This window comes from Haloarcula sp. H-hyl2, assembly GCF_056934385.1.
In genome coordinates, this window is record NZ_JBRIIJ010000005.1 from 53647 (window position 1) to 74493 (window position 20847).

Here is a 20847-nt window from a genome sequence, read left to right on the forward strand (position 1 = left end):
TTTGGATTAAGTAGACAGCCTATTCGGGGGATTAGAGGGGTATGGACGACTGGTTTGCAATCGGGAGTTACACACGAATATTTGTCCGGTTGAACACAATCCTTATGTTCACAGTCACTGCACATTGTGATAGTGACGGCACAATGAGCCATCAGTCATCAAAGCAACTTCAGGCTGTTATCAACAGTGCGTATGATCGGTTTCAGGGCGAAGACGCACAGTCGATGAATCTCGTTGCAGGACAGGCACTTGGCGAAGCAACTCGGACTACGTTAGGTCCTAACGGGATGGACAAAATGATTGTCGACTCCCTTGGGGGCGTAACCATCACAAACGACGGTGCAACAATCCTCCAAGAGATTGACCTTGACCATCCCGCTGCGAAACTCGTATCTGAAGTCGCTCAGTCACAGGAACAGGCTGCTGGTGATGGTACCACTACTGCTGTCGTTCTGGCTGGTGAACTCCTTGCAGAGGCAGAGAAGTTGATTGACGAAGGTATCCATCCCACTTCAATTATCAATGGGTACAGGACTGCGGTTTCAGACGCTTACGATGTTCTCGATAACAATGCAACCGAGGTCACGCCGGGAGATACTCGAACGCTTTCACAACTAGCACAAACTGCGATGACGGGGACTGGGGCGGGAGGAAGTCGGGAGTACCTCGCGGACCTCGTGGTCAAGGCAACCAAACAGGTGAGCGCTGATGGTATTGTGGACACCGATGCAGTCCAGATTGAGAGTGTTCCGGGTGGGCTTCTCACGGACTCGGAGTGCATTCTGGGAACTACCATTGAAAAAGAACCGGCTGCGATGGAAATGCCTCGCTTAGCTACCGACGCGAAAATTGTGCTCCTCGAAGATGCACTTCAGATAGAGGACACGACTCTTGATGGTTCAGTTTCATTTAATGACCCCGAAACTCGACAACAAATACTCGACACTGAAGACGAGACACTCACCGCAAGGGTTCAACAGCTCGTCAAGCTGGATGTGAATGTCGTCTTTGCTGGCGGAGAATTGAGCAAGCGAGCAATCGAGGAGATGGTCCAGCATGGGATGATGGTATTCAACAAGACGCCAACTGAGGCACTCGAACGTCTCGCTGGGGCTACCGGCGCAACCATCAGCACCGGTGCCGATGCACTCACCAGCCAAAAGCTTGGATACGCCGGTCATGTCGAATGCGGAGCGAAAGACTGGCAGGATGTTGTCTTCGTTGAGGAGTGTAACGACCCGGACAACGTTACGCTGCTGCTGCGTGGTGGACCGACACATGTTATGGATGAACTGGAACGCCCCATCGCTGACGCTATCGCTGTTGTGAGCAACGCGATCGAAAATGGTCGATTCTCCCCCGGTGGCTGTGCTATTGAAATAGAGATTGCACGCCAGCTCCGGTCGACGGCTGGAGGGATTGCGGCACGGGAGCAGCTCGCCGTTGAGGCTTTTGCGGACGCTGTCGAAGTACTCCCGCGCACGCTCGCAGAAAGTGCAGGACGCGATCCTATCGATACTCTCGTTGAACTCCGCCAGCGTCATGCCGAGGGAGACGTTACGACTGGAGTCAATGGCCATGCAGGAGCGATTGAAGACACTCTGGCTGCAGGTGTAATCGATTCTGTTCGAGTGAAAGAAACAGCGATTGAGACCGCTGCACAGGCTGCGATACTGCTGCTACGGATTGACGATATTCTTCTCTCCGAACAGCAGCCAAATCGATCCGAAGGCGGAACTGCGCCGAACATGCCGCGATAGCATTTAGCCCAACGGAGTCCCCTACATTTCGCTTTTTATAAGCACCCTGGTCTAAATGGTTCAGAGCTTGGAGGAAGAACGGAATCGTTAATCATGGCTACATGCAGGTCGATTACACTACCTCGTCAGTCACCATACAATACGTCAGGCGGACTTTGCTTCACGAATGGAGGTTTGTACTTGTCTGATGAGGACCACCAGGATAAGCATGGTAAACACCAACATGAACCCGATGACGATAATGTTGCCTTGGTTCAGCGAGAGGAAGAGTCCCAATCCAAGTGCGATAACACCGAATACAGTAGTAATCGTTTGCTGCGTCAGTATCTTGTCTAATGGTGAAGGCAATTTCATGTTCGTATAGCACATTGACACACTAGCTCATAGTACTTTTGTTCGCTGGCGACTCCTATCGCTACCAGCACGTCGGAGCGGTCCAATATATGGGCTCAATCTCACAAAGAATGATACTATTTTAATCTTCAGCAACGGTTGACTCTGAGGTGGGGACTCTCAGACATTTCCTATCGCGAGAGAGAGACCCCCCGTGTGTTTTCTAAACGGTGCTGAAGCAGTGTAGCGGGCATTCAGTGATGTTCACCGTTCGGTCCCTGATATGATTGGGCTCTGGACGACCACGGTTGTTACGAGTCACGTGCTAAAACGTAGGGGAGCGATTCCCCCGTTGGTGTCTGATTTGGTCTGTTCAAATACTGAATAGGATCTATTGTAGCTGGTACTCCCCAGCAGACCTCTTAAAATTCGGTCGCTGACTAACGCCAAGTCTTCAACGTGTTCTATAGTGTCTTGAGACCCTTACAGCATACTCTAACTACTGGCCCATGTGACGAAATTGGGAGATACTGTCACTCTACAAAGCAACAAGTAGTGAAAAACCAACTGCGCTCGGCGCTACTGGAACGTCTGTGTCAGGCTTTTGCGCGCGAACAGGTACATTATCGCTGGGGGAAGACTGATGAGCACGGTTCGAGCCATAATCGTCCCCTGCTTGAGTGTTGCTTCAGAACTCACGGCCGCGTTGAGGCTTGCAATCGCCGGTTTAGCCGTGTCAACAGTCAGTAGGAGTCCGAAAAAGAACTCATTCCAGCTGATGACGAACGAGAAGAAACTGACAGCGAGGATCCCTGGCACCGATAGTGGAAGAATTACTCTTACGAAAGCGGTGAACGGAGTACATCCGTAGACCTGTGCTGCCTCTTCGATGTTCGCCGGTAGGGCCGTGAGGTAGTCCCGCATCAGGAACACAGTGAAGGGGACTAGGAAGACCAGGTCGACGAGCCACAGACCGACGATGTTGTCAGAGAGGCCTAGCTCGAAGAAGGTAACCGTGATCGGAATCGCGACGATAATCACTGGGAACAGCAGGACCCCTACGACTGCATAGAAGAGCCGTGAGCGGTGAGCAAAGTCCCGCCGTGCGAACGCATAGGAGGCTGGAACTGTGACGAGTAGCGTGATGATCGTCGATCCCAATGCCCGAAGATAGCTATTCTCGAGCAACGGTGCAGTGTCATTCCATGATTGGATGTACCACTTGAACGTCGGCGATTCAGGGATCCAGATTGGGCTGTAGAAGTTCGCCGCGCTTCGGACGGACATGGACACAGCGAAGAGGACTGGGACCACTGCTGCTACGATGAGAGCACCGATGAGAGCGACCCGTCCAACTGACCAGAACCAATCTGAGGGGCTGTGCTGTTTATTGTAACCTTTGAGTAGACTCATGTTGCTGCCTCCTGTTCACTCGCGACACGTTCAAACCACCACATCAACGGGACAACAGCGACGATGACGACAAGGACAGTAATAATCCCGACCGCCGCGGCTCGTCCCATCTGCTGGTTGGTAAATGCCAAATCGAATAGCGTCACGGACAGGGGTGAAGTATCGTATCCCGGCCCACCACGCGTTAGCTGCCAGTTCTGTGCTGTCTTGAGCATGTTCTGGACGACACGGAAGATTACAACGAAGATAATTGCACTCTTTAAATGAGGGTAGGTGATATACCGGAACATCTGCAGTCGGTTTGCCCCGTACATCTTTGCCGATTCATACAACTCATCAGAGACACTCTGTCGACGTGCAAGGATGATGAGGAAGACCCACGGCCAGTATGTCCAGGTAAGGCTTCCCAGCACGACGCTTATAGCCGGCCAGGTTTCTTGTCGCCAGTAAATTGCTGTCTCAACGAGTCCCAAATTTCCGAGGATACTAAAGAACGGTCCGAAGTTCGGCTCTAGGAAATAATACAGGATTGTTCCCGAAGCGACTGGTGGAATAACGAACGGGAGCAAGAACGTAGTGCTGATGACGTTCTTAAACCTGGTCGTGTGGTACACAGCCAGGGCAGCCCCAACGCCGATAATTAGCTGGGGAATTACCATGAGCGCCATCAAGATCGTCATCCGCATCGACGCGACGAACCCATCGGACGTGATGAAATTGACGTAGTTTTCGAGGCCAACCCAGTCTCCCTGTCCAGCTTGCAAGGGCCACTCGAAGAAGCTGATGTATATCCCCCGGAAAATCGGGAGCCAGAGCATTACACCAATGACCAAGAGTGCGGGCAGGATGAACAGGTACACAGAGTATTTTTCCGGGACAAACCCACGGACTCTTGTCAACACTGTTTGCTGTTTTGTGCTCATATCGTTAATGGACGATAGGGTCTATTAAGCCTAACGGCTTTGCTGTTTCGTCTCGTGACCAACACCATACAGGTGTCGCCAGTACGAGAATCGTGTGATCAACCGAAAAAACGGGCAGTTGGTAATCAGGAAAACGCGACTCGGTGAGATTTTCGACAGGGGATCGGTGCACCCGTTTCCACAACTCTGCAGATTCTATATTGGGGCTCTAATTGAGACCCATGTCCGATCGAGCGGTTTCTTCCCATCCCTGCATTGCTTCCTCAAGGGTCAGGTCGCCGGTAAGGTACTGGGGGAGGTACTGGCCGGCACCGGACAGTGTGGGAACAATGTCTCCGACTTCGGGGCTCCCGTAACCGAGAGACCAAGCTCCACCATTGTCCATCTGTGTACGACACGTCTCGAACCAGTGATGCTGGTCTTCCCACTTGACATTCTCTTGAGCAGCGTCCCACGCGTCACGCTTGCTCGGAATGAAGCCAGACTCCTGTGCCATAATCTCGTGGAAACCATCACTCAGGACATAGTTAGCGAGGAAGTAGATTGCTGCTTCCTGACGCCGCTTTTCTTGGCTGTTGCCCTCCTCAACCGGGAGAACGTTGTAGAACCACGGCGTCTGGTTGCTCTTCTTTTCGCCCCACATCGGGTACCACCGCATTGTCCCGTCCTGTAGCACAGCGGGGTTGGACTGGGCGACACTCTTGTGATGTTTGGGCTCCGGATTCACCTGACCGTAGCGATCCGTTGTTGCGATTTGCCCAGAGACAGCCGACCCGCCGAGTGAGGCAGTGTCCGGTGCAATCACGCCTTCATCAAGCAGTCGCTTGAACCGCTGCATAGTCTCGGCGTACGCATCGTTGCCGACGTTCAGTTCACTGTAGTCTTCGTTCATCAGCGAAGTCTCAGTCTTATCGCCAGTCTGCGGGAGCTGACTCCAGACAAAGCCTAGCACGTCACCCCCCGAACCAGGCACTTGGAATCCGTACTCTGCGTCGGAATTGTTCTGGAGTTTCCGCGAGAATTCGATTGCTTCTTCGAACGACTGCGGTGGGAAATCGTCTTCCAGACCGGCTTGCTTGACGAAATCGTATCGCGCCAGCACCGGACTTCTCGGACTGTTGAAAACCGGGAAGTGGGGCACATCGATGTCGGGAAGACCCCGGCCCAGATACCGCATGCCGTCGAACTGCCACTCTAAGTCGCCGATAGTGTCGTCATCGAAGAGATCTGAATGATCCTTCATCATGTCGTCGGCGGTGTAGTAGTACTGGTGGTCCAAGATGAGGCCGAATGCAGGAGTCCACGAGTGAATGTGTGGGCCCTCACCGTTTCTGATCTGCTGTGGCCATCCGTCGGTGACGCCACCGTCGAACGTGAGGTTGACAGTTGCTCCAGTATCGCTTTCGAATTCGGCAACGAGATCCTCGATAAACGCTTTCTGCCCTGTATTAACCCCGAACCAGTCCCACATCTCGAACGTCACACCGTCGAATCGAGCACCATCACCATTCTCACCAGTTATCGTGGAATCATCACCCGAATCGGTTGACCCGCCACTTCCGGACGAACTGCTGTTATTCGAACAGCCAGCAAGTAGTGTTCCCGCCCCGATACCGGCCATGGTCATGAATCGACGCCTCGACTGTTGAGAGGCGGTCTTCTGGTCAGACATGAATACAAATGTACGATTGTAGCTATAGTATAAATAATTAACTATATATTTAGGTTTGCTACGTATTGGAAATTATATTAGTTCAGCACGGAACCCAATTCTATCTACTGCTGGAGGGGAACCCCTCTGTTTACTGGGCCTGTCGGATACGAGCATCTGCACCTTTGATACACGCACCTGATCTTGAGAGCAATGTTTGCAAAAAGGGAGAGAAACGAAGTCTACAGTGGGGCCAAGAAAAAGATACTCAGACAGACCCAGCGCACGGATACATTTATACGACTACACAAACGACGAATAGCTATGGACTTCGCAATGTGGGCGTATCCGTGGGACATCCTGGATGAAGGCATTCCGAACGCAGTCGAACGACTCACCAATGCAGGAATCGATGAGATCAATCTTGCAACCAATTATCATGCGGTCCACTCGTTCTCACCCACTAATTCAGAACGACGCTCGTACTTTGCACAGGCCAGTTCGTACTTTCAGCCGTCACCGGAGGCATACGAGGACCTGATGCCAGTGACAGCGAAACAAATGGACAACAACGACTGGGTGGATGAAATCGTGCACGCGTTAGCAGATACCCCCATCACTACGAATGCATGGGTTGTCGGCTGTCACAACTCCCGCCTCGGCCTTAGACATCCGGAGCTATCACTCACGTCTCCATATGATGATGACCTTCCGTTCGGGCTCTGTCCCTCCCAACCGGCCGTACAGGCATATTTGAAAGGACTGTTGCGAGACCTTTCATCCCGACCGGGCTTCGATCGAATCGAGCTTGAGACATTCGATTACTTTTTCGGCAGTGGACTGAGCTGGCACCACGACAAGGTCTTTGTCGATCTCGGGAAACTTGGAACATTCCTGCTTGGTCTTTGCTTCTGCGACGAATGTCGATCTACTGCATCCGACAAGGGTGTCGACGTTGACCGTGTCCAACAAATCTGCACTAAGACGATAGATGGGATCTGTAACGGTAGCCTGCCGTCATCAGTTGATCCATTAAAATGGGTACAATCGCATCCGGACGTCGCTGCCTACGTCGCTATCCGTGAGCAAACACTCGTGGATCTTTACGCTGACTTCCAGGAGATTGTCGATGTGGACTTAGGGTATACAATCGGTATACTCGATATCGGAGACGAATGGCTATTCGGGGCCGACCTCACGGAACTTGGTGATCACGTCGATTATTTCACGGCTCTAGCCTACCAATCGACGGGACCGGCAGCTGCGGAAACGATTCAGACCGCAGACTCGTTGACGCAAACGACCCCAGTCCATGCAGGAATACAGCCCGGGCCACCGATTGTGAAAGAAGCCCAGACGGTTTCATCGCTTGTTGACGAAGTGGTGCAGACGGGAACAGACCGGATATCTTTCTACAATTACGGTCCGTTGCCGGACCGATGCTTCGATTGGATTGCCGAGGCGACCGCATCGTATCGTTGACGGCCGAAATATCGACGAGCATCAGAGTCACTTTTGAGCATTACAGACGCTAGATTTTAGTAACTATTGTGCTCATTGATACATTCAGTCTACAACGATCGATTGTTCCAATATAATTGAAGAAATTTCGTCGTGGGCCGCTTCTAAGAAGGAATGCCGGGAAACTCTCCAATAATAGTGGAAGTGCAGTGTTAACTTGTACCAATAGCATGATGAATTGTGTGGTATTCGGATTGTAATTTATTTATATTATTATCCACAGCAAACGGTGTGCCGACATACGAATAATAAGTGTACTACTGTTATTCCATATAACTACATGCAGTTGACATTATCTCGTGTGTCTGATTCCGCCTGGGTGCGTCAGTGCTGTCTAAAATATCAACAATTCTTTGCCAGTGTCACCACCCTCCGGAATCTGTCGTCAATACCTATTCAAGAGATTCAACGCTAGATATCAAATCATATGTACACTTGTTATTTTGAGGGAGAGGTGTTCTTCATAATACGGCTGGCTTCATCTGGTCACCTACAGCGAGGGAGTCTTTTCGTGTTACTGGGGGAAAAATGAAAACCAATGACTTCCCCACTGGATCTGGCAGGTCGACAGTAGATGGGGTCAACAGGTTGGTTCTCGAAATTGTGGAGTTTGTACGTCAGTCATCCAAAAATATTGTACTATCTATTGAACTTCCATTATTACTGAATTTTCAAACTCAATTTTATCATGGGTGGACTCTTTCCCTGCTTATGGGAAGAATTATGTTATTCAAAATATGATATTCTGGCATGACACAGGAATCCGGTTCTGTATCGGGAATCAAATCGATCGTTCGAGCGAGTCGGATCATCCAGATGTTACAGGAACACGATAGCCTGACGCTAACCGAACTAGCTGACGAAATGGAAATCCCAACGAGTACAGCCCACGTTTATTTGCAAACCCTTCAGCAAGAAGGCTTCGTAGTCTGTGAGGACCACGAGTACCGGAACGGTTTGCAGTTTCTCGAATACGGCAGCTATGTCCGTCGAAAGTACGAGATTTACACCGCTGCCAAACAGGTGTTGAGAGAACTTGCTATGGAGACCGGCGAGCGGGCCGGACTCGGTGTCGAGGAAAACGGCAAGCGTGTTCTCCTTTGCATTGAGGACGGCACGTCAGCAGTGAGTGACAATACCCCAATCGGGCAATTCACCGATATGCACTGGACAGCGCTTGGCAAATGTATTCTGGCACATCTGCCACCCGCAAGAAGAGATGAAATAATCGCTGCGAGTGACCTTCCCCGTGCAACGGATCAGACAATCACCGATCCTGAGGAACTTCGACAGGAGCTCGCGAACGTCCGTGAACAAGGCTATGCGATTGAAGATGAAGAACATCGCGATGGAATCAGGAGCGTCTGCGTGCCAATCCTAACACCTGATGATGAAGTCCTTGGTTCAATCGGTCTGACTGGCCCAATTAATCGGTTTGATGAAATAACTGTCGGAGAGTACGTCCAACTTCTCACTGACCGAGCGAACGTTGTGAAGCTTAAAACGGTCTACTACTGATCGATTAATGAGCTTTCATCCACGACGGTTAGACTACTTTATTTTATTTTCTATGTTTGGGGCTGGTCAGAGGTGAATTAGAGCTGTGTGGGTAGAGGCGATTATCACAATAACAGTTTAATAGGATGCTTCTCAAACTGGATGTGTGCAAATCACTGAGATAGAAGCGATACCGGTAACAATACCGCTAAAACCACTCGAAGAAGGTGGAATCGCACCATATCGGACGAACCATGGAGAGTTGTATGAGATGGATCGGATCCTTGTTCGGGTCGATACTGACGAAGGATATGTTGGCTGGGGAGAGGTGCGCGCGTTCCTCTCACCCGAAGCGACCGTTTCGGTCATCGAAGACGGGGTCGCACCGCTCGTTATCGGCCAATCTCCGTTCGAACTCGAGAAACTTCGCCGTCAGGTTTTTATTGAGTACACTAACTCGAACATGTTCTTTGCCCCAGTCGAGGTCGCCTGTTGGGACATCGTCGGGAAAGTACTCGAACGGCCGATCTACGAGATTCTCGGGGGGTGGACGGCAGAACACCAGACAACGATGAAACATCGCGAACACGTCGAGCAGGAATCCGGCCCGGGTGAGGTCGAGTTTGCATATGCGCTCGGAATCCTCTCGCCGGAGAAGTCCCGGAAGTATGCGCGACGTGCTCTTGACCAAGGTTACTCAGTCCTCAAAACAAAGGGTGGCCGTGATTGGCGATCCGACGTAGAGCGTATTAAAGCGATGCACGACGAGGTTGACGGCGAATTGCAGTTCAGACTCGATCCAAATCAAGGTTGGACTGTGGAAGACACCGTCCGTGTCGCTGGGTTGCTCGAAGATAGCGGTATCTATCTACAATATTTGGAACAGCCAATCCGGGTTGATAATCACGGGTCCCTAGCCTCATTACGCTCTCGCACAAAACAGCCTATAGCAGCCAACGAGGATACCTACATCCCACGGAACATGCAGCGGATGATTGAAGCGAACGCGATCGATGTCGGTGTCATTGATATCACCCCCGCTGGGGGACTTTCTGGTGTCCGCGAAGTCGCTAGCATTGCGGAAGACGGCGGTCTGTCTCTCGCACATCACTGTGCGTTTGACCTCGGCATCCGAACAGCGGCCATCCTACACGCTGTGTATGGGACACCGGCAATCAACCTCCCCAGTGACACCGCGTACTATGGCTGGGCAGATGATGTCATCGAAACCCCCTTTGAAATCAAGGATGGGAGAATGACAGTACCAAATGAACCGGGTCTTGGCATCACTGTAGATCACGACGCCGTCGATCGATATCGACAGTGAGCTGGCGAATTGCACCTAGCGGTATCAATAGAGAAGACAACAAATCGTTCCGGAAGAAAAATCCATTACCCGTTGTTCGACTCTTAGCGCGTGTCTACACTCGATGGGCTGCCCAACCCCCGTCGACGTAGATATCGGCACCGTGGATGTAACTCGCGTCGTCGCTAGCCAGGAACGTGACGACATCGGCTACTTCTTCTGGCTCACCGAGCTCGGGAAGCAGTGTCTGCTCACGACTGATCTGAATACTCTCCTCGTCTTGGTAATCCTGAATTGGGGTCTTAATATAACCAGGAGAAATACAATTGACATTCACGTCGTCTGAGCCCAGTTCGACCGCGAGATCTCTCGTGAGATTTACTTGTCCTGCTTTCGCCGCAGAATACGCTGGGCCTGATCCACCTTCCGTTGCGTTAACCGATGCAATATTTATGATGTGGCCAGACGATGTCTTGAGATGCGGGATAGCAAACTTGCAACAGTAAAATGTCCCATCAAGGTCGACACCGATCATGGTTTGCCAGTCTTCGATGCTCGTTGACTGAGAGTCGCCAACGACTGAGATACCAGCATTGTTTACGAGGACATCAATGGTACCGAACGCGTCAACAGCTTCGTCAACCATGTCCGCAACCTGTTCTGGATCCGAGACATCTGTGGAGACGAATATTGCATCTCCAATCGTCTCTTCGCTGATTAATTGCTCTGTCGGGACTGAGAGATTCGTATCGTAGTAGTCACCAGTATTCGGTTCGTTACTCCGAGAAGCGCAGACGACGTTCGCACCTTCTGCACCGAACTGCTGAGCGATTCGACGACCAATACCACTCGAAGCACCTGTGACGACAACTGTACGATCTTGATGGCGGGTTTGACTCATTGTCCTCGTTCCGTAAACACCGTGGCAACAATTTAAATATTCGTCTTGTGCAGTAGGAGTGATTTCAGCCTTGGCGTGAGGGAATTAGTCGAGTAGGGGTAAGTTGGTGTCTCAACAATGCTCGGCCGGCTAATAGAGAAAGCAAGCGAGATTGGGGAACCAATCACTCAACAAAGCCTTGTTCAGTCTACTCAAGTACCAAACCCGACGCTTCTGGTACCGTGTCCATATCGTGGCCCCACTAGCTTGACTAGGTTTTGGGTAAGAGCCTTCGTCATCATGAATGATGCTACTTTCTAATCATAGCACAGTTCTTCACAACCACTTACAAAATCTTTATAATGCTGTATGTTCGATCAGCTATATGTTCACATCAATCGGTTCGGAAAGGCATTCGTTTGCCCGACTCCCTGCGCCTAAAATAAAGGAAATCGCAGATAACGACGGTTCTGTTCTTCTCATTCCGGTCGGCAGTATCGAACAACATGGGAATCACCTTCCCGTCGCTACAGATACCATATTAGTCTCGCATATTGTTGATGGTGGTATTAGGGAACTCGATGATTTGCCGGTTCTCTCAACCCCGCCTGTATGGTGCGGATATTCTCCTCACCACCTCTCGCTAGGCGGGACTGTCTCGGGGGAATTCAAAACACTCAGGTTATACTTAACGGAAATTGCAACGACAGGCCTCGAAAATGGATTTGATGCAGTCATCTTCGTGAATGGTCACGGTGGAAACAAAGCGCTGATCGAGACTGTGGTCAGCGAAGTTGGTGCAGATCATCCTGAGACAGAGGTTCTCGGAGTTACATATTTCGAACTCGATGTTGATTTGATCGACGACATTCGCGACAGTGAGACTGGTGGAATGGCTCACGGCGGCGAATTCGAAACATCGCTCCTCCTATATCTTGACGACGAGCTTGTAGATGAAGACCGCCCGGCGGCGTATTTTGACGAGTACTACGATCTAGGTGGCGGAGACCTCATCCAAGGCGGACCCCTTGCAGTGTACCGGTCCTTCGAGGAGTACTCCGGAAGTGGAGCGATCGGTGATCCGTCACTAGCCTCTTCTGAGAAAGGTGAGCGACTATACGAAGGACTGACCAACGCGCTCTCGGCCTGTATCCGCGAAATATGCGAATTCCAGACATAGAGCCCGAAATATAAATAGATCTAAATATCCATCTGCTCCTCTCTATTAATTTAAATTAATTTAATATTAGTTTCTTTCTCGCTGTTGATAAAGGAGTTGCCAGATTGCTTTCTCAGCGTCACTTTCTCCTGTGACTTCTCTGGCTCTATCGAGCAGTTCCGGTGGCAGCGTATTATCTGACATCATACTTCGTATCTAATACCGTTCTAATAAACGATATGGATTTCAGATCCGAATTCAAAATTGCCTGAACAGAACCCATCGTGAGTACTCCACGAAGTCAGAGAATAAATCAATCTGGGGGAATCGACTACCATAGTCTATCTGAACAACTTATATTCTGAGATATATGGCACTACCTGAACTATTTCATTTGTAGAATTCGTAGAATTTGGTTCTATATACGCGTATCGGCGATCTGGAATTGTGAATAACGTACGATCGAGGAATGAGCTGACGACTTTCAGTCCCTTCTGTATGTTTCAGCCACTAATAACAGTATATTTCAAAAATTCTTTCTATTCTGTTTGATATGGCTGCTCGAGCCGAAGCTGTTGGGTCCAATAATTTTTCATATAGCTCATGTATCTGCCCAACCAATACGTTTCATCCTCATTGTCGGTTAAGATGTGATTCTCGATTCCAGTCTCACCACTGTGCGGTTCGATCAAGTGCTGTTACTAACATCAAATTCATTTCGCAAAAAGGGATTTCGATCAACCACGTCGAAGCGAATATTACCGTTCTTTGTCTGATGACGGTTCCAAACCAGTGGCTTCACCGACATCTTCTGGTCCCTGGAGACAGTCGTCAACTGATTCTCCTCGCCGTATTCGCCGGCTGAGATAGGAAATCGAGTACATCTCGAAAAGTCGCCATCGGTTCGTTCTGGGTCCGCCGTTTCTCAGGTGCGAAAGTGGACTGTCAGAGCTCACCGGTCTGGAATTCGAACCGATCTCCGTCGTCTTCACTGTCGGTGATCGAGACGGATCAGCCGTGTGCCTAGGTTATTTGTTCGACGATCGCCAGTCCAACCGATCCCATCCTCCGCTGTCGTGAATCCCCGATCCAGTATCCGGTCACGCTGATCTGGAGGGGATGATGGGTCCGTCATCTGCGACTTAGAAACCGTTGGTGAAGTCTAGGTGACTGAATCCGACGTGGGCGTCCGCTCCCACGTGTTCGACCGCTAGGAAGGTGAGTTGGCGATCTGGATCCGGACACCAATTATCACCAACAAGTTTCCTGAGTGTAGAAACTCGCCGTCCTACCAAGAGAACACGGATTGCGAGTACGACGAGACCGACTCCTTGCTCGTGGGAGATCCAGCATGATGACCTACCTCGAACTTACGGGCTTCCAGCAGGATCTCCTGACGGCCATCATCGCCGTCGAGGACGAACCCTACAACCCCGGAATTAAAGACTCCCTCGATGAACACTATCTGAAGCCAATCAACTACAGCCGGCTCTACCAGAGCCTCGACGAGTTCGTCGAGACCGACCTCATCATCCGGGAGTCCCTTGAACGAGCGCACGGACGCCTATCGACTCGCCGACGCTGGAACACAACTCCTCCAGTCCCACGCCGAAATGCTCGTGAGGGTCTGTGACACCGGCCAAGTCGTCACTGACGGTGGTGATCGACAATAAGCCAGCGTAGTTGGTACTCGACAGAACAGAATCCGGATCCAGCGTCTGAATGTTGTCAGAGGCAAACTGCCACCGAACTGATGGCTGCCTGGGTCCCTACGTGTACCCACGTCCAGATCTAGCATAACTGTAGCTGTGAGAAGCGGTGTCGTATATTTCTCTGCGCCAATCTTGCCGGACAAAGCGAACCAAGTTACTCTGGCAGCTGTCCATACGCTGTCGGGCATAAATGTAATTGTTACATCACGACACCAACACGGCACACGGTACCATTGGGTTCCGCTACACTTGCAAGCCAAACTGGGGCCCTGCTCGAGTGTGGCGAGCACTCGCGGGGAACAGAGCGAGGATTTCCAAGGCCACGGAGGAGTCTTCATACCAGTTGTTGGTAATATGATCTACTTTATTCAGTCAGACCGACCGGGACACTGCGGAATCCTTGCCGGTCATCGTTCCTTTGTCAGTGCTCCGACTTCGACTATTCTATCTGTTTCTTGATATTCTTTTCATCTGGAGTGACGGGCTTCACTCGAAGCTCTCCAAAGCCGTACTTCGAGTGGTTCCCAACCCGGGTGAGCCCGGAGATCGCGGTCTCCACTGGACGGGGCATCGTAGCCAACGACCACCCCGTAATCGACGGTCTCCAGTTCGTATACGTCGCCGCCCTCGATGACCTTCTCCAGGCGGTGACGTAGTTGCGCTTCGTTGTCTACGCTCCACCACCACGGTACGTCCACCTTGTTCGCCTTCGGGTACTCCGACCGGAGGACGAACGGCGTCACGAGTTCGAGGAATATGACGATGTTCCTAGTGTGGCTTACGTCACGGTGAAAGAAATGAACCCGGGCATTCGTCTTTAGCTAAGACAGATGGTAATCTTCGCGGGAGAAATAATTACTGAAAGTATTTAGAAGAAAAATCCATCTGGTGAGACGCTGTTATTCGTGAAATCAGGCGATATACAATGCTGAAATGTGTTGATTTCGGCGCACGGGTGGAGTGTGCGGACGAAATTCAACTCGAAATTACTGCTGCCAGCTATTACTATGAGTATTAATTAAAGACGAATGATGAAATCAGGTTATCACTACTACTATTTTCAATGGAGAGGGAAATTCCTGGGAGAATGAATACGACGCCCCAGTTAATCCGAATTAGCGTTGTCTCGGCCACAATAAAAGACAATCGACCCCCTGTCATCGATGTGGAAACCGAAACATGGCACTGGAATAGTTCTGTAGTGCTTCTGAGTTAGTATAGATGGGGTATGAGTTTATCTGGATAGTCTGGTAATTGAGGGGGCACACCACCATGTCCGCAATTTATCTAACATCATAGCAACCAATCCTTGCCCCACACCACCATGTCCGCAATTTATCTAACACCATAGCAACCAATCCTTGCCCCACACCACCATGTCCGCAATTTATCTAACACCATAGCAACCAATCCTTACCCCACATACCACCATGTCTGCAATTGTGGGAAGCTATCAGGAGTGGAGAAAGTAGGATGAACCTCACACCACTATGTCTGCAACTCCTGTTAACAGATAGAGACTCTCTGAAGCATCCACACACTACCACGTCCGCAATTTCTAGAGATGTATGATCTACGAAGGACTGCATAGGACATAGAAAACCTTGTTTTAGAAGGTCTTGAAGCGATTACGAACAAGAAAATGGGTATAAAAAAGGGCCCTGTGACCCCCACACCACCATGTCCGCAATTACTTCTTGGATAGAAGGCTCAGAGCAAACCTATGAGCAAACAAAGTATATAAACAACAAATTATACTACTCATAAGATAGCAAGAACTAGCAGAACAGGTGGTTTACTCTTTTACTTACCTTACCTAGTAGAAAGATATATAAATATAATATAACACCGTAGCAAGATCCGTAATAAGAGATGTTTGCTGCTATATCTTGTGTGAAATTCGGCGGTTTAGAGCTTTTCATCTTAATCTTTAGCTAACCACCCTCCCAGGTTGTTCGTCAATAATTGCAGACATGGTGGTGTGGGTGGGGCTATCTTTAACTATACTGACACCTCTTTTCGGACAATCCCGACATTACAGACAAGGGGGTTTATAACCTCTCGGTTATATTCCTAACATAATGCCATCACGCTACGCTTCTGCCTCGGAAATCTTTGAGCGTGAAGAGGTTCTGCGTGAGGACTTCCGTCCGAAAGAGCTTCCCGAACGAGAATCTGAACTCGACAGCCTCCATATGGCTCTGTCTCCCGCTGCTCGAGGCCTAGGTGCAAATAACGCCTTCTTGTATGGTAAAGCAGGTCAAGGGAAGACTGCAGCAGCCAAAAAAGAGCTTTCTGAACTCGAATATCACGCTAAAAAAGAGTCTGACCGTCTTGACCTGACTACGCTTTATATATCTTGTGAAAGTCATGATCTCTCGACTAGTTTTCGAGCTGCTTCTCGGATATACATGGAACTCACAGGCAACGATCGTCCCACTGGCTACTCTACAGACGCTGTCATGGACATGATGTTCGAGGCGATGAACGAAGTTGGTGGGACCATTATCATTGTCCTTGACGAAATTGACACACTCGGTGATGATGACCGTCTTCTCTATAGTCTCCCCAGAGCTCGTGCCCAGAATTATGTCAGTGACCACGTCTATCCGAGCATTCTTGGGATCAGCAACGATTTACAATGGCGCGACAATCTCAGTTCGAAGGTCAAAAGCTCACTTTACGACGATCAAATCCTTTTCTCACCGTATGACGCCAATCAGTTGCAACAAATCCTTCGACGTCGTGCTGCCAAAGCATTCCAAAAGACTGAATTGATTCCTGTTGGTGAGGCTGAGTCGAATCCCGATGCTACGGAAATCCTTGAGAATGGGAGTTCCGGGGTGGTTCAGGGGGACGTCGTGGAAATCGACAGTTCAGGTCAGGAGTATATTTTCAAGAGCGAAGTCCTCACGAGTGATGTTATTCCTCTAGTTTCTGCGTTCTCTGCTCAAGACAAAGGTGACGCTCGGCAGGCAATCAAATACCTCCGAAAGGCGGGGGAAATCGCTGATGCGAACGGCGCCGTGAGAGTGGACGAAGAGACCGTTCGTAAGGCCCAGTCCCAGGTTGAGAAGGAAACAGTTTCAGAAGCAATGAGAGAGATGACGACACAGGCTCATCTTGCTCTTTCTGCGATCACTGTGCTAGAGAAAGCTGGTGAAACGCCTGTTCGAACGAAGCCCGTGTACGGAGTCTACCAGACTATCGCAGACAAAGTCGCTGCCGACAAACTCGTACAGCGGCGTATGCGTGACCACCTGATGGAACTCGATATGCAAGGTATCATAGACGCGCACAAGAAAGCAGCTGGGTCTGTCGGTGGGCCTGCCTGGCATTTTGAACTGCAAGTAGCGACCGAGGTCGTCATCGAGGTTCTTGAAGAAATATCGCGACTGAATGACATCAACTTCGATTCTATCCGGACCAGTCCTGACTCCCGTCTCGGTGACTATTGACTGTGCTCTGATTTAATTGATAAACTACTGAAACTGGTGAGTACAGACATCACCGACGATTCTGGTGGGAGTGAAGCGGCTGTACAGCCACTGTTTGGCTCTTGTGCTCACTTGAACACAGCGTAAGTAACCTTAAATAATCCAATTGGTTTTCCTATACATAATTCCTAAGAGATTGATCTGGTTCTGAGAATCGCAGTCACAGGATCGAAGACTGTCTCTCCTTTTGTTGTGAATTCTTTCTGATAAGAAATCGTATGCTGAACTACGAGGGCACAGCAATGCTTCTTCTCGTGCGGGACAAGAGTGGTGTCAGCAGCGGCAGAAAGGATTACTCGGATACGACTTCCGCGTCTTCAAGCGGCTCGATCTCGATAGCCTCGGCTCCGCGTTCGATTTCTTCCGGCGTGGTCCCCGTCGCCTCGGCGAGCACTTCGCTCAGATCGTCGTGAGACAGGGGTTCGAGATCATTCGTCTCGGAGTCGGTCGCCATGGTAGCTCTACTAGAGCGTCTAGTCTCGAGACCGATAACGTTAGGTACTGGGGTCGAGCCCCCATCTAGCCACGGTCGAGGCGCTGCTGGCGAGGTGTCTCCGTTGTAGACCTCGATGAAGTACTGTGCCTCGTCGGCAAGGTACTCCACATACCGGCGGATGACGGCTCCACGGTTTAGGAGGAGTCGTCCGTGGCGAGGGTGGATTTTCGTCATGCTTCCGCCTGGCTGTTGGACGTCGATGTGGAGCCCCTCCCGATAGATATCTTGCCCGTCCGCCGACGTTTCGTTGTGATCGAATCGAGCGATGACTGTCCAGTGGGGCGTATCCGGGAGGTTGATGTAGTGGAGCTGAACCAGAAACCGCGGGATGTGGTTCCCCTGCTGATCGAACCCGACTGTGATGCGACAGTCGCTTCGCCCGGCGCTGACCGTCTTCGATGTAACATAGTTTGACGGCTCCGGTAACCGGCTCATCTACGGATTCGACCACTCCTGCGAGCGGTTTTAGCCTGTTGTCTCCCGGCCCGCCTGTCGTCCACCGACAGCCGAGCGTTGTGGTCAGCCACCTCGTCCTCCTCGATAATAAAATTAGGATGCCGCCTGTTGCCTGTCGCTAGTCCCTCATCGTTCGAACGCAGGGATGAGGTTACAGATTAACCAACACGCATTTGTCTACTGTGCTGTTGTTGGTTAAGTCGATAGAGACAGTTTCGCGATTGCTGGCTGTAACACTACTCGAAATATTTTTATATATTAGTTTCGTTTTATGTTACATCATGCTCCGGCGCATCGAACTCGAGGTCCTCGCCACGATCGACCGCGGCGACACGATTTCCGAGCTCGCGACGAAGCTCGACCACAGCGAGAGCTACCTCTCTCGTGCCGTCGGCGACCTCGTCGAGAAGGGGCTCGTTTACACGGAACGCGACGGGCGGCGAAAAAGAGTCGTCCCGTCAGATGCTCGCGCCGTCGAACTCTATCAGGACCTCGTCCGCCAGCACTCCCATATCGACTTCCCCGAACTACTGACCGGCAAGACACTCGAGGTGCTGTACTACCTCGACCAGCCGCGAACTGTCTCCGAGATCGCCGACCGGAGCGACAACTACCGTAACACGGTCAACCGGGTTCTCAAGCAGTTTCGCGACCGTGGTCTCGTCGGGACGGACGACGGTCACTACGAGTTCAACGCCGACTTCGACCGCCTCCACGAGTTCGCCCGTGAACTCGCACACCATCTGCATCGCCAGCGCCTCGAAGCCGTTGCCCCGAAAGGCACGATTCTTTGGGAGGACTACGACGAGTTCCTCGCCAAGGCCGGGACGGAGATCGACGGGGAGGCATTCCACGAAACCGGCCTCGCTCGGTTCGCGGCCTTCGACCTCCAGTTTCTGCTCACCGGCCACCGCTACTACGTCTACTCCGAGGAGCTCGACGCAGTCTCGTCGGCGGAGCTCTGCTGTCACACGCTGCTGATCGACGACGGCACTCGCCACCGCTCGTACTGTCTTCTCCTGCTCAGCCACGTCGATGTCGACGAAGAGGACGTCCGAGAGCAGGCAGTGAAGTATGGCCTCGAAGACGAAATCGATGCCTTGCTCCGCTACCTCAAGACGCACGGCGAGGTCGACGACGACCGGCTCCCGGACTGGGACGAGTTCCAGGAGCTAGCGGCTGACTATGAGGTGGAACTACCACAATGAGACCAACATTCGGCCGCGAGTACATCGAGAACGAATTCCAGCGAATCGGGGACGGGCTATCTGACCCGCTCACGGTCTACCTGATCGGTGGTGGCTCGATGTCGCTGCGCGACCTCAAGGGGGCGACGAAAGACATCGACCTGATCGTCCCGGATGGCGACGCGTACGGTCAGCTGTGGGCCGTCCTGATGGACCTCGGATATAGGGAAGTCCAGTCACTAAATCCAGATTACCGAGCGCTGGGGGCGACGAGTTGTGTCGAGAACGACGATGGCTGTCGCCTCGATATCTTCAACCAGCAAGTCGCGAACAAGCTCGTGCTCACCGACGGGATGCAAGAGCGCAGCGAGTCGTTCCTCGACATATCTCGACCGACGGTCCAGCTAATCAGCAACGAGGATATCTTCCTGTTCAAACTGATCGCCGGCCGTGACGACGACATCGAGGACATGAATATGCTCGTGCAGGCCGGCCTCGATTACGATGTCGTCCGAGATGAACTCGAAGCCCAGGTCGAACGCCTGGGTGACGATCAGTTCGCCACGTTCGCAAACGAGGCCCTGATCGAACTTGAGGAGCGATACGGAGTGACCACGCCAATCGAGGGCCGCGTTCAGGAGCTAACGAATAGGTACTACCGTGGGCTCGAAGTCCTCCAGGCACTCGACGAGCCGATGACCGTCGACGAACTGGCTGCCGAACTGGAGCTGGATACCGATGAAGTTCACGACCGGATCGCAGATCTCTCAACATTTGACCGGGTCCGTCGGGATGGCGACACAGTCCGTCCTGTGGAGTAGCTCAATTGCCCTCTACCGGGAGAGAAGGCGACCGTCTGGTCGGGGAACCGGGGCCCTGTTTTACTCGGGATCGACGCGGAGATAGCTGTCTTCCATCACAAATCCAGCGGGTGGGCGCCCTGTCCATCGGCCAGCCCGTCTCGCAGCATCAATTCCGGGCTGGATCCGCCCGAGCTCCTTTAGCTGTCGAGACACGGGCGGAGATGCCGATTTCGGCCATACTTCCTGCGGTGCC

General features: G+C 51.4%; 14 protein-coding genes and 2 pseudogenes. 10 read left to right on the top strand and 6 right to left on the bottom strand.

Annotated features, from left to right (window positions below):
- Nucleotides 1–41 precede the first annotated feature (41 nt).
- Nucleotides 42–1760: a thermosome subunit alpha gene (gene thsA / locus Hhyl2_RS20325; protein ID WP_483552623.1), complete on the top strand. Its 1719-nt coding sequence runs from the start codon at nt 42–44 to the stop codon at nt 1758–1760.
- 912 nt (nt 1761–2672) lie between these two features.
- Here the strand turns inward: thsA and Hhyl2_RS20330 are convergent.
- From Hhyl2_RS20330 to Hhyl2_RS20340, 3 genes are all read right to left on the bottom strand, one after another.
- Nucleotides 2673–3506, bottom strand: a complete 834-nt coding sequence (locus tag Hhyl2_RS20330) for a carbohydrate ABC transporter permease (protein WP_483552624.1) — start codon at nt 3504–3506, stop codon at nt 2673–2675.
- The gene (locus Hhyl2_RS20335) at nt 3503–4429 is read right to left on the bottom strand and encodes a carbohydrate ABC transporter permease (RefSeq protein WP_483552625.1); all 927 of its coding nucleotides are present in this window, start codon (nt 4427–4429) and stop codon (nt 3503–3505) included. Before Hhyl2_RS20335 ends, Hhyl2_RS20330 begins: the two co-directional genes overlap by 4 nt.
- Before the next feature lie 208 nt (nt 4430–4637).
- Complete coding sequence (locus Hhyl2_RS20340; RefSeq protein WP_483552626.1) at nt 4638–6101, bottom strand: type 2 periplasmic-binding domain-containing protein; 1464 nt, start codon at nt 6099–6101, stop codon at nt 4638–4640.
- A gap of 303 nt (nt 6102–6404) precedes the next feature.
- Between Hhyl2_RS20340 and Hhyl2_RS20345 the strand changes: the two genes are divergently transcribed.
- From Hhyl2_RS20345 to Hhyl2_RS20355, 3 genes are all read left to right on the top strand, one after another.
- Nucleotides 6405–7562: a hypothetical protein gene (locus Hhyl2_RS20345; protein ID WP_483552627.1), complete on the top strand. Its 1158-nt coding sequence runs from the start codon at nt 6405–6407 to the stop codon at nt 7560–7562.
- A gap of 789 nt (nt 7563–8351) precedes the next feature.
- On the top strand, nt 8352–9119 hold the full coding sequence (locus tag Hhyl2_RS20350) for an IclR family transcriptional regulator (RefSeq protein WP_483552628.1): 768 nt from the start codon (nt 8352–8354) through the stop codon (nt 9117–9119).
- A gap of 145 nt (nt 9120–9264) precedes the next feature.
- Nucleotides 9265–10425, top strand: a complete 1161-nt coding sequence (locus Hhyl2_RS20355) for a mandelate racemase/muconate lactonizing enzyme family protein (protein WP_483552629.1) — start codon at nt 9265–9267, stop codon at nt 10423–10425.
- A 94-nt stretch (nt 10426–10519) separates the two neighbouring features.
- On the opposite strand, the gene Hhyl2_RS20360 is transcribed toward Hhyl2_RS20355, so the two are convergent.
- Entirely contained in the window at nt 10520–11305 is a 786-nt protein-coding gene (locus Hhyl2_RS20360; RefSeq protein ID WP_483552630.1) for an SDR family NAD(P)-dependent oxidoreductase, read from the bottom strand.
- Nucleotides 11306–11669: 364 nt separating this feature from the next.
- Here Hhyl2_RS20360 and Hhyl2_RS20365 point away from each other — a divergent pair, with 364 nt between their 5' ends.
- The 3 genes and pseudogenes from Hhyl2_RS20365 to Hhyl2_RS20375 all read left to right on the top strand — a co-directional run bounded on the left by Hhyl2_RS20365 (nt 11670) and on the right by Hhyl2_RS20375 (nt 14076).
- Entirely contained in the window at nt 11670–12464 is a 795-nt protein-coding gene (locus Hhyl2_RS20365; protein ID WP_483552631.1) for a creatininase family protein, read from the top strand.
- Between the two features lie 1193 nt (nt 12465–13657).
- Nucleotides 13658–13771 (top strand): annotated as a pseudogene (locus Hhyl2_RS20370) (DUF955 domain-containing protein); the annotation flags it as partial.
- Between the two features lie 26 nt (nt 13772–13797).
- Nucleotides 13798–14076, top strand: coding sequence for a hypothetical protein (locus Hhyl2_RS20375; RefSeq protein ID WP_483552632.1), 279 nt, complete (start codon nt 13798–13800; stop codon nt 14074–14076).
- Nucleotides 14077–14594: 518 nt separating this feature from the next.
- On the opposite strand, the pseudogene Hhyl2_RS20380 reads toward Hhyl2_RS20375, so the two are convergent.
- A pseudogene (locus Hhyl2_RS20380) lies at nt 14595–14907 on the bottom strand (hypothetical protein); the annotation flags it as partial.
- A gap of 1329 nt (nt 14908–16236) precedes the next feature.
- Here Hhyl2_RS20380 and Hhyl2_RS20385 point away from each other — a divergent pair.
- Entirely contained in the window at nt 16237–17613 is a 1377-nt protein-coding gene (locus Hhyl2_RS20385) for a Cdc6/Cdc18 family protein (RefSeq protein WP_483552633.1), read from the top strand.
- A gap of 331 nt (nt 17614–17944) precedes the next feature.
- Here the strand turns inward: Hhyl2_RS20385 and Hhyl2_RS20390 are convergent, their stop codons facing one another.
- Nucleotides 17945–18583, bottom strand: coding sequence for a DUF7718 family protein (locus tag Hhyl2_RS20390; RefSeq protein WP_483552634.1), 639 nt, complete (start codon nt 18581–18583; stop codon nt 17945–17947).
- A 302-nt stretch (nt 18584–18885) separates the two neighbouring features.
- Here Hhyl2_RS20390 and Hhyl2_RS20395 point away from each other — a divergent pair, with 302 nt between their 5' ends.
- Nucleotides 18886–19812: a helix-turn-helix transcriptional regulator gene (locus Hhyl2_RS20395; RefSeq protein ID WP_483552635.1), complete on the top strand. Its 927-nt coding sequence runs from the start codon at nt 18886–18888 to the stop codon at nt 19810–19812.
- The gene (locus Hhyl2_RS20400) at nt 19809–20612 is read left to right on the top strand and encodes a DUF6036 family nucleotidyltransferase (RefSeq protein WP_483552636.1); all 804 of its coding nucleotides are present in this window, start codon (nt 19809–19811) and stop codon (nt 20610–20612) included. The genes Hhyl2_RS20395 and Hhyl2_RS20400 overlap by 4 nt, the downstream gene beginning before the upstream one ends.
- Nucleotides 20613–20847 lie beyond the last annotated feature (235 nt).

What these genes read in the sequence shown, in the direction of transcription:
- Hhyl2_RS20390 (WP_483552634.1), bottom strand. Translation starts at nt 18,583, where the DNA reads ATGAGCCGGTTACCGGAGCCGTCAAACTATGTTACATCGAAGACGGTC.
- Hhyl2_RS20365 (WP_483552631.1), top strand. Translation starts at nt 11,670, where the DNA reads ATGTTCACATCAATCGGTTCGGAAAGGCATTCGTTTGCCCGACTCCCT.
- thsA (WP_483552623.1), top strand. Translation starts at nt 42, where the DNA reads ATGGACGACTGGTTTGCAATCGGGAGTTACACACGAATATTTGTCCGG.
- Hhyl2_RS20400 (WP_483552636.1), top strand. Translation starts at nt 19,809, where the DNA reads ATGAGACCAACATTCGGCCGCGAGTACATCGAGAACGAATTCCAGCGA.
- Hhyl2_RS20330 (WP_483552624.1), bottom strand. Translation starts at nt 3,506, where the DNA reads ATGAGTCTACTCAAAGGTTACAATAAACAGCACAGCCCCTCAGATTGG.
- Hhyl2_RS20340 (WP_483552626.1), bottom strand. Translation starts at nt 6,101, where the DNA reads ATGTCTGACCAGAAGACCGCCTCTCAACAGTCGAGGCGTCGATTCATG.
- Hhyl2_RS20375 (WP_483552632.1), top strand. Translation starts at nt 13,798, where the DNA reads ATGACCTACCTCGAACTTACGGGCTTCCAGCAGGATCTCCTGACGGCC.
- Hhyl2_RS20360 (WP_483552630.1), bottom strand. Translation starts at nt 11,305, where the DNA reads ATGAGTCAAACCCGCCATCAAGATCGTACAGTTGTCGTCACAGGTGCT.
- Hhyl2_RS20395 (WP_483552635.1), top strand. Translation starts at nt 18,886, where the DNA reads ATGCTCCGGCGCATCGAACTCGAGGTCCTCGCCACGATCGACCGCGGC.
- Hhyl2_RS20385 (WP_483552633.1), top strand. Translation starts at nt 16,237, where the DNA reads ATGCCATCACGCTACGCTTCTGCCTCGGAAATCTTTGAGCGTGAAGAG.
- Hhyl2_RS20335 (WP_483552625.1), bottom strand. Translation starts at nt 4,429, where the DNA reads ATGAGCACAAAACAGCAAACAGTGTTGACAAGAGTCCGTGGGTTTGTC.
- Hhyl2_RS20350 (WP_483552628.1), top strand. Translation starts at nt 8,352, where the DNA reads ATGACACAGGAATCCGGTTCTGTATCGGGAATCAAATCGATCGTTCGA.
- Hhyl2_RS20345 (WP_483552627.1), top strand. Translation starts at nt 6,405, where the DNA reads ATGGACTTCGCAATGTGGGCGTATCCGTGGGACATCCTGGATGAAGGC.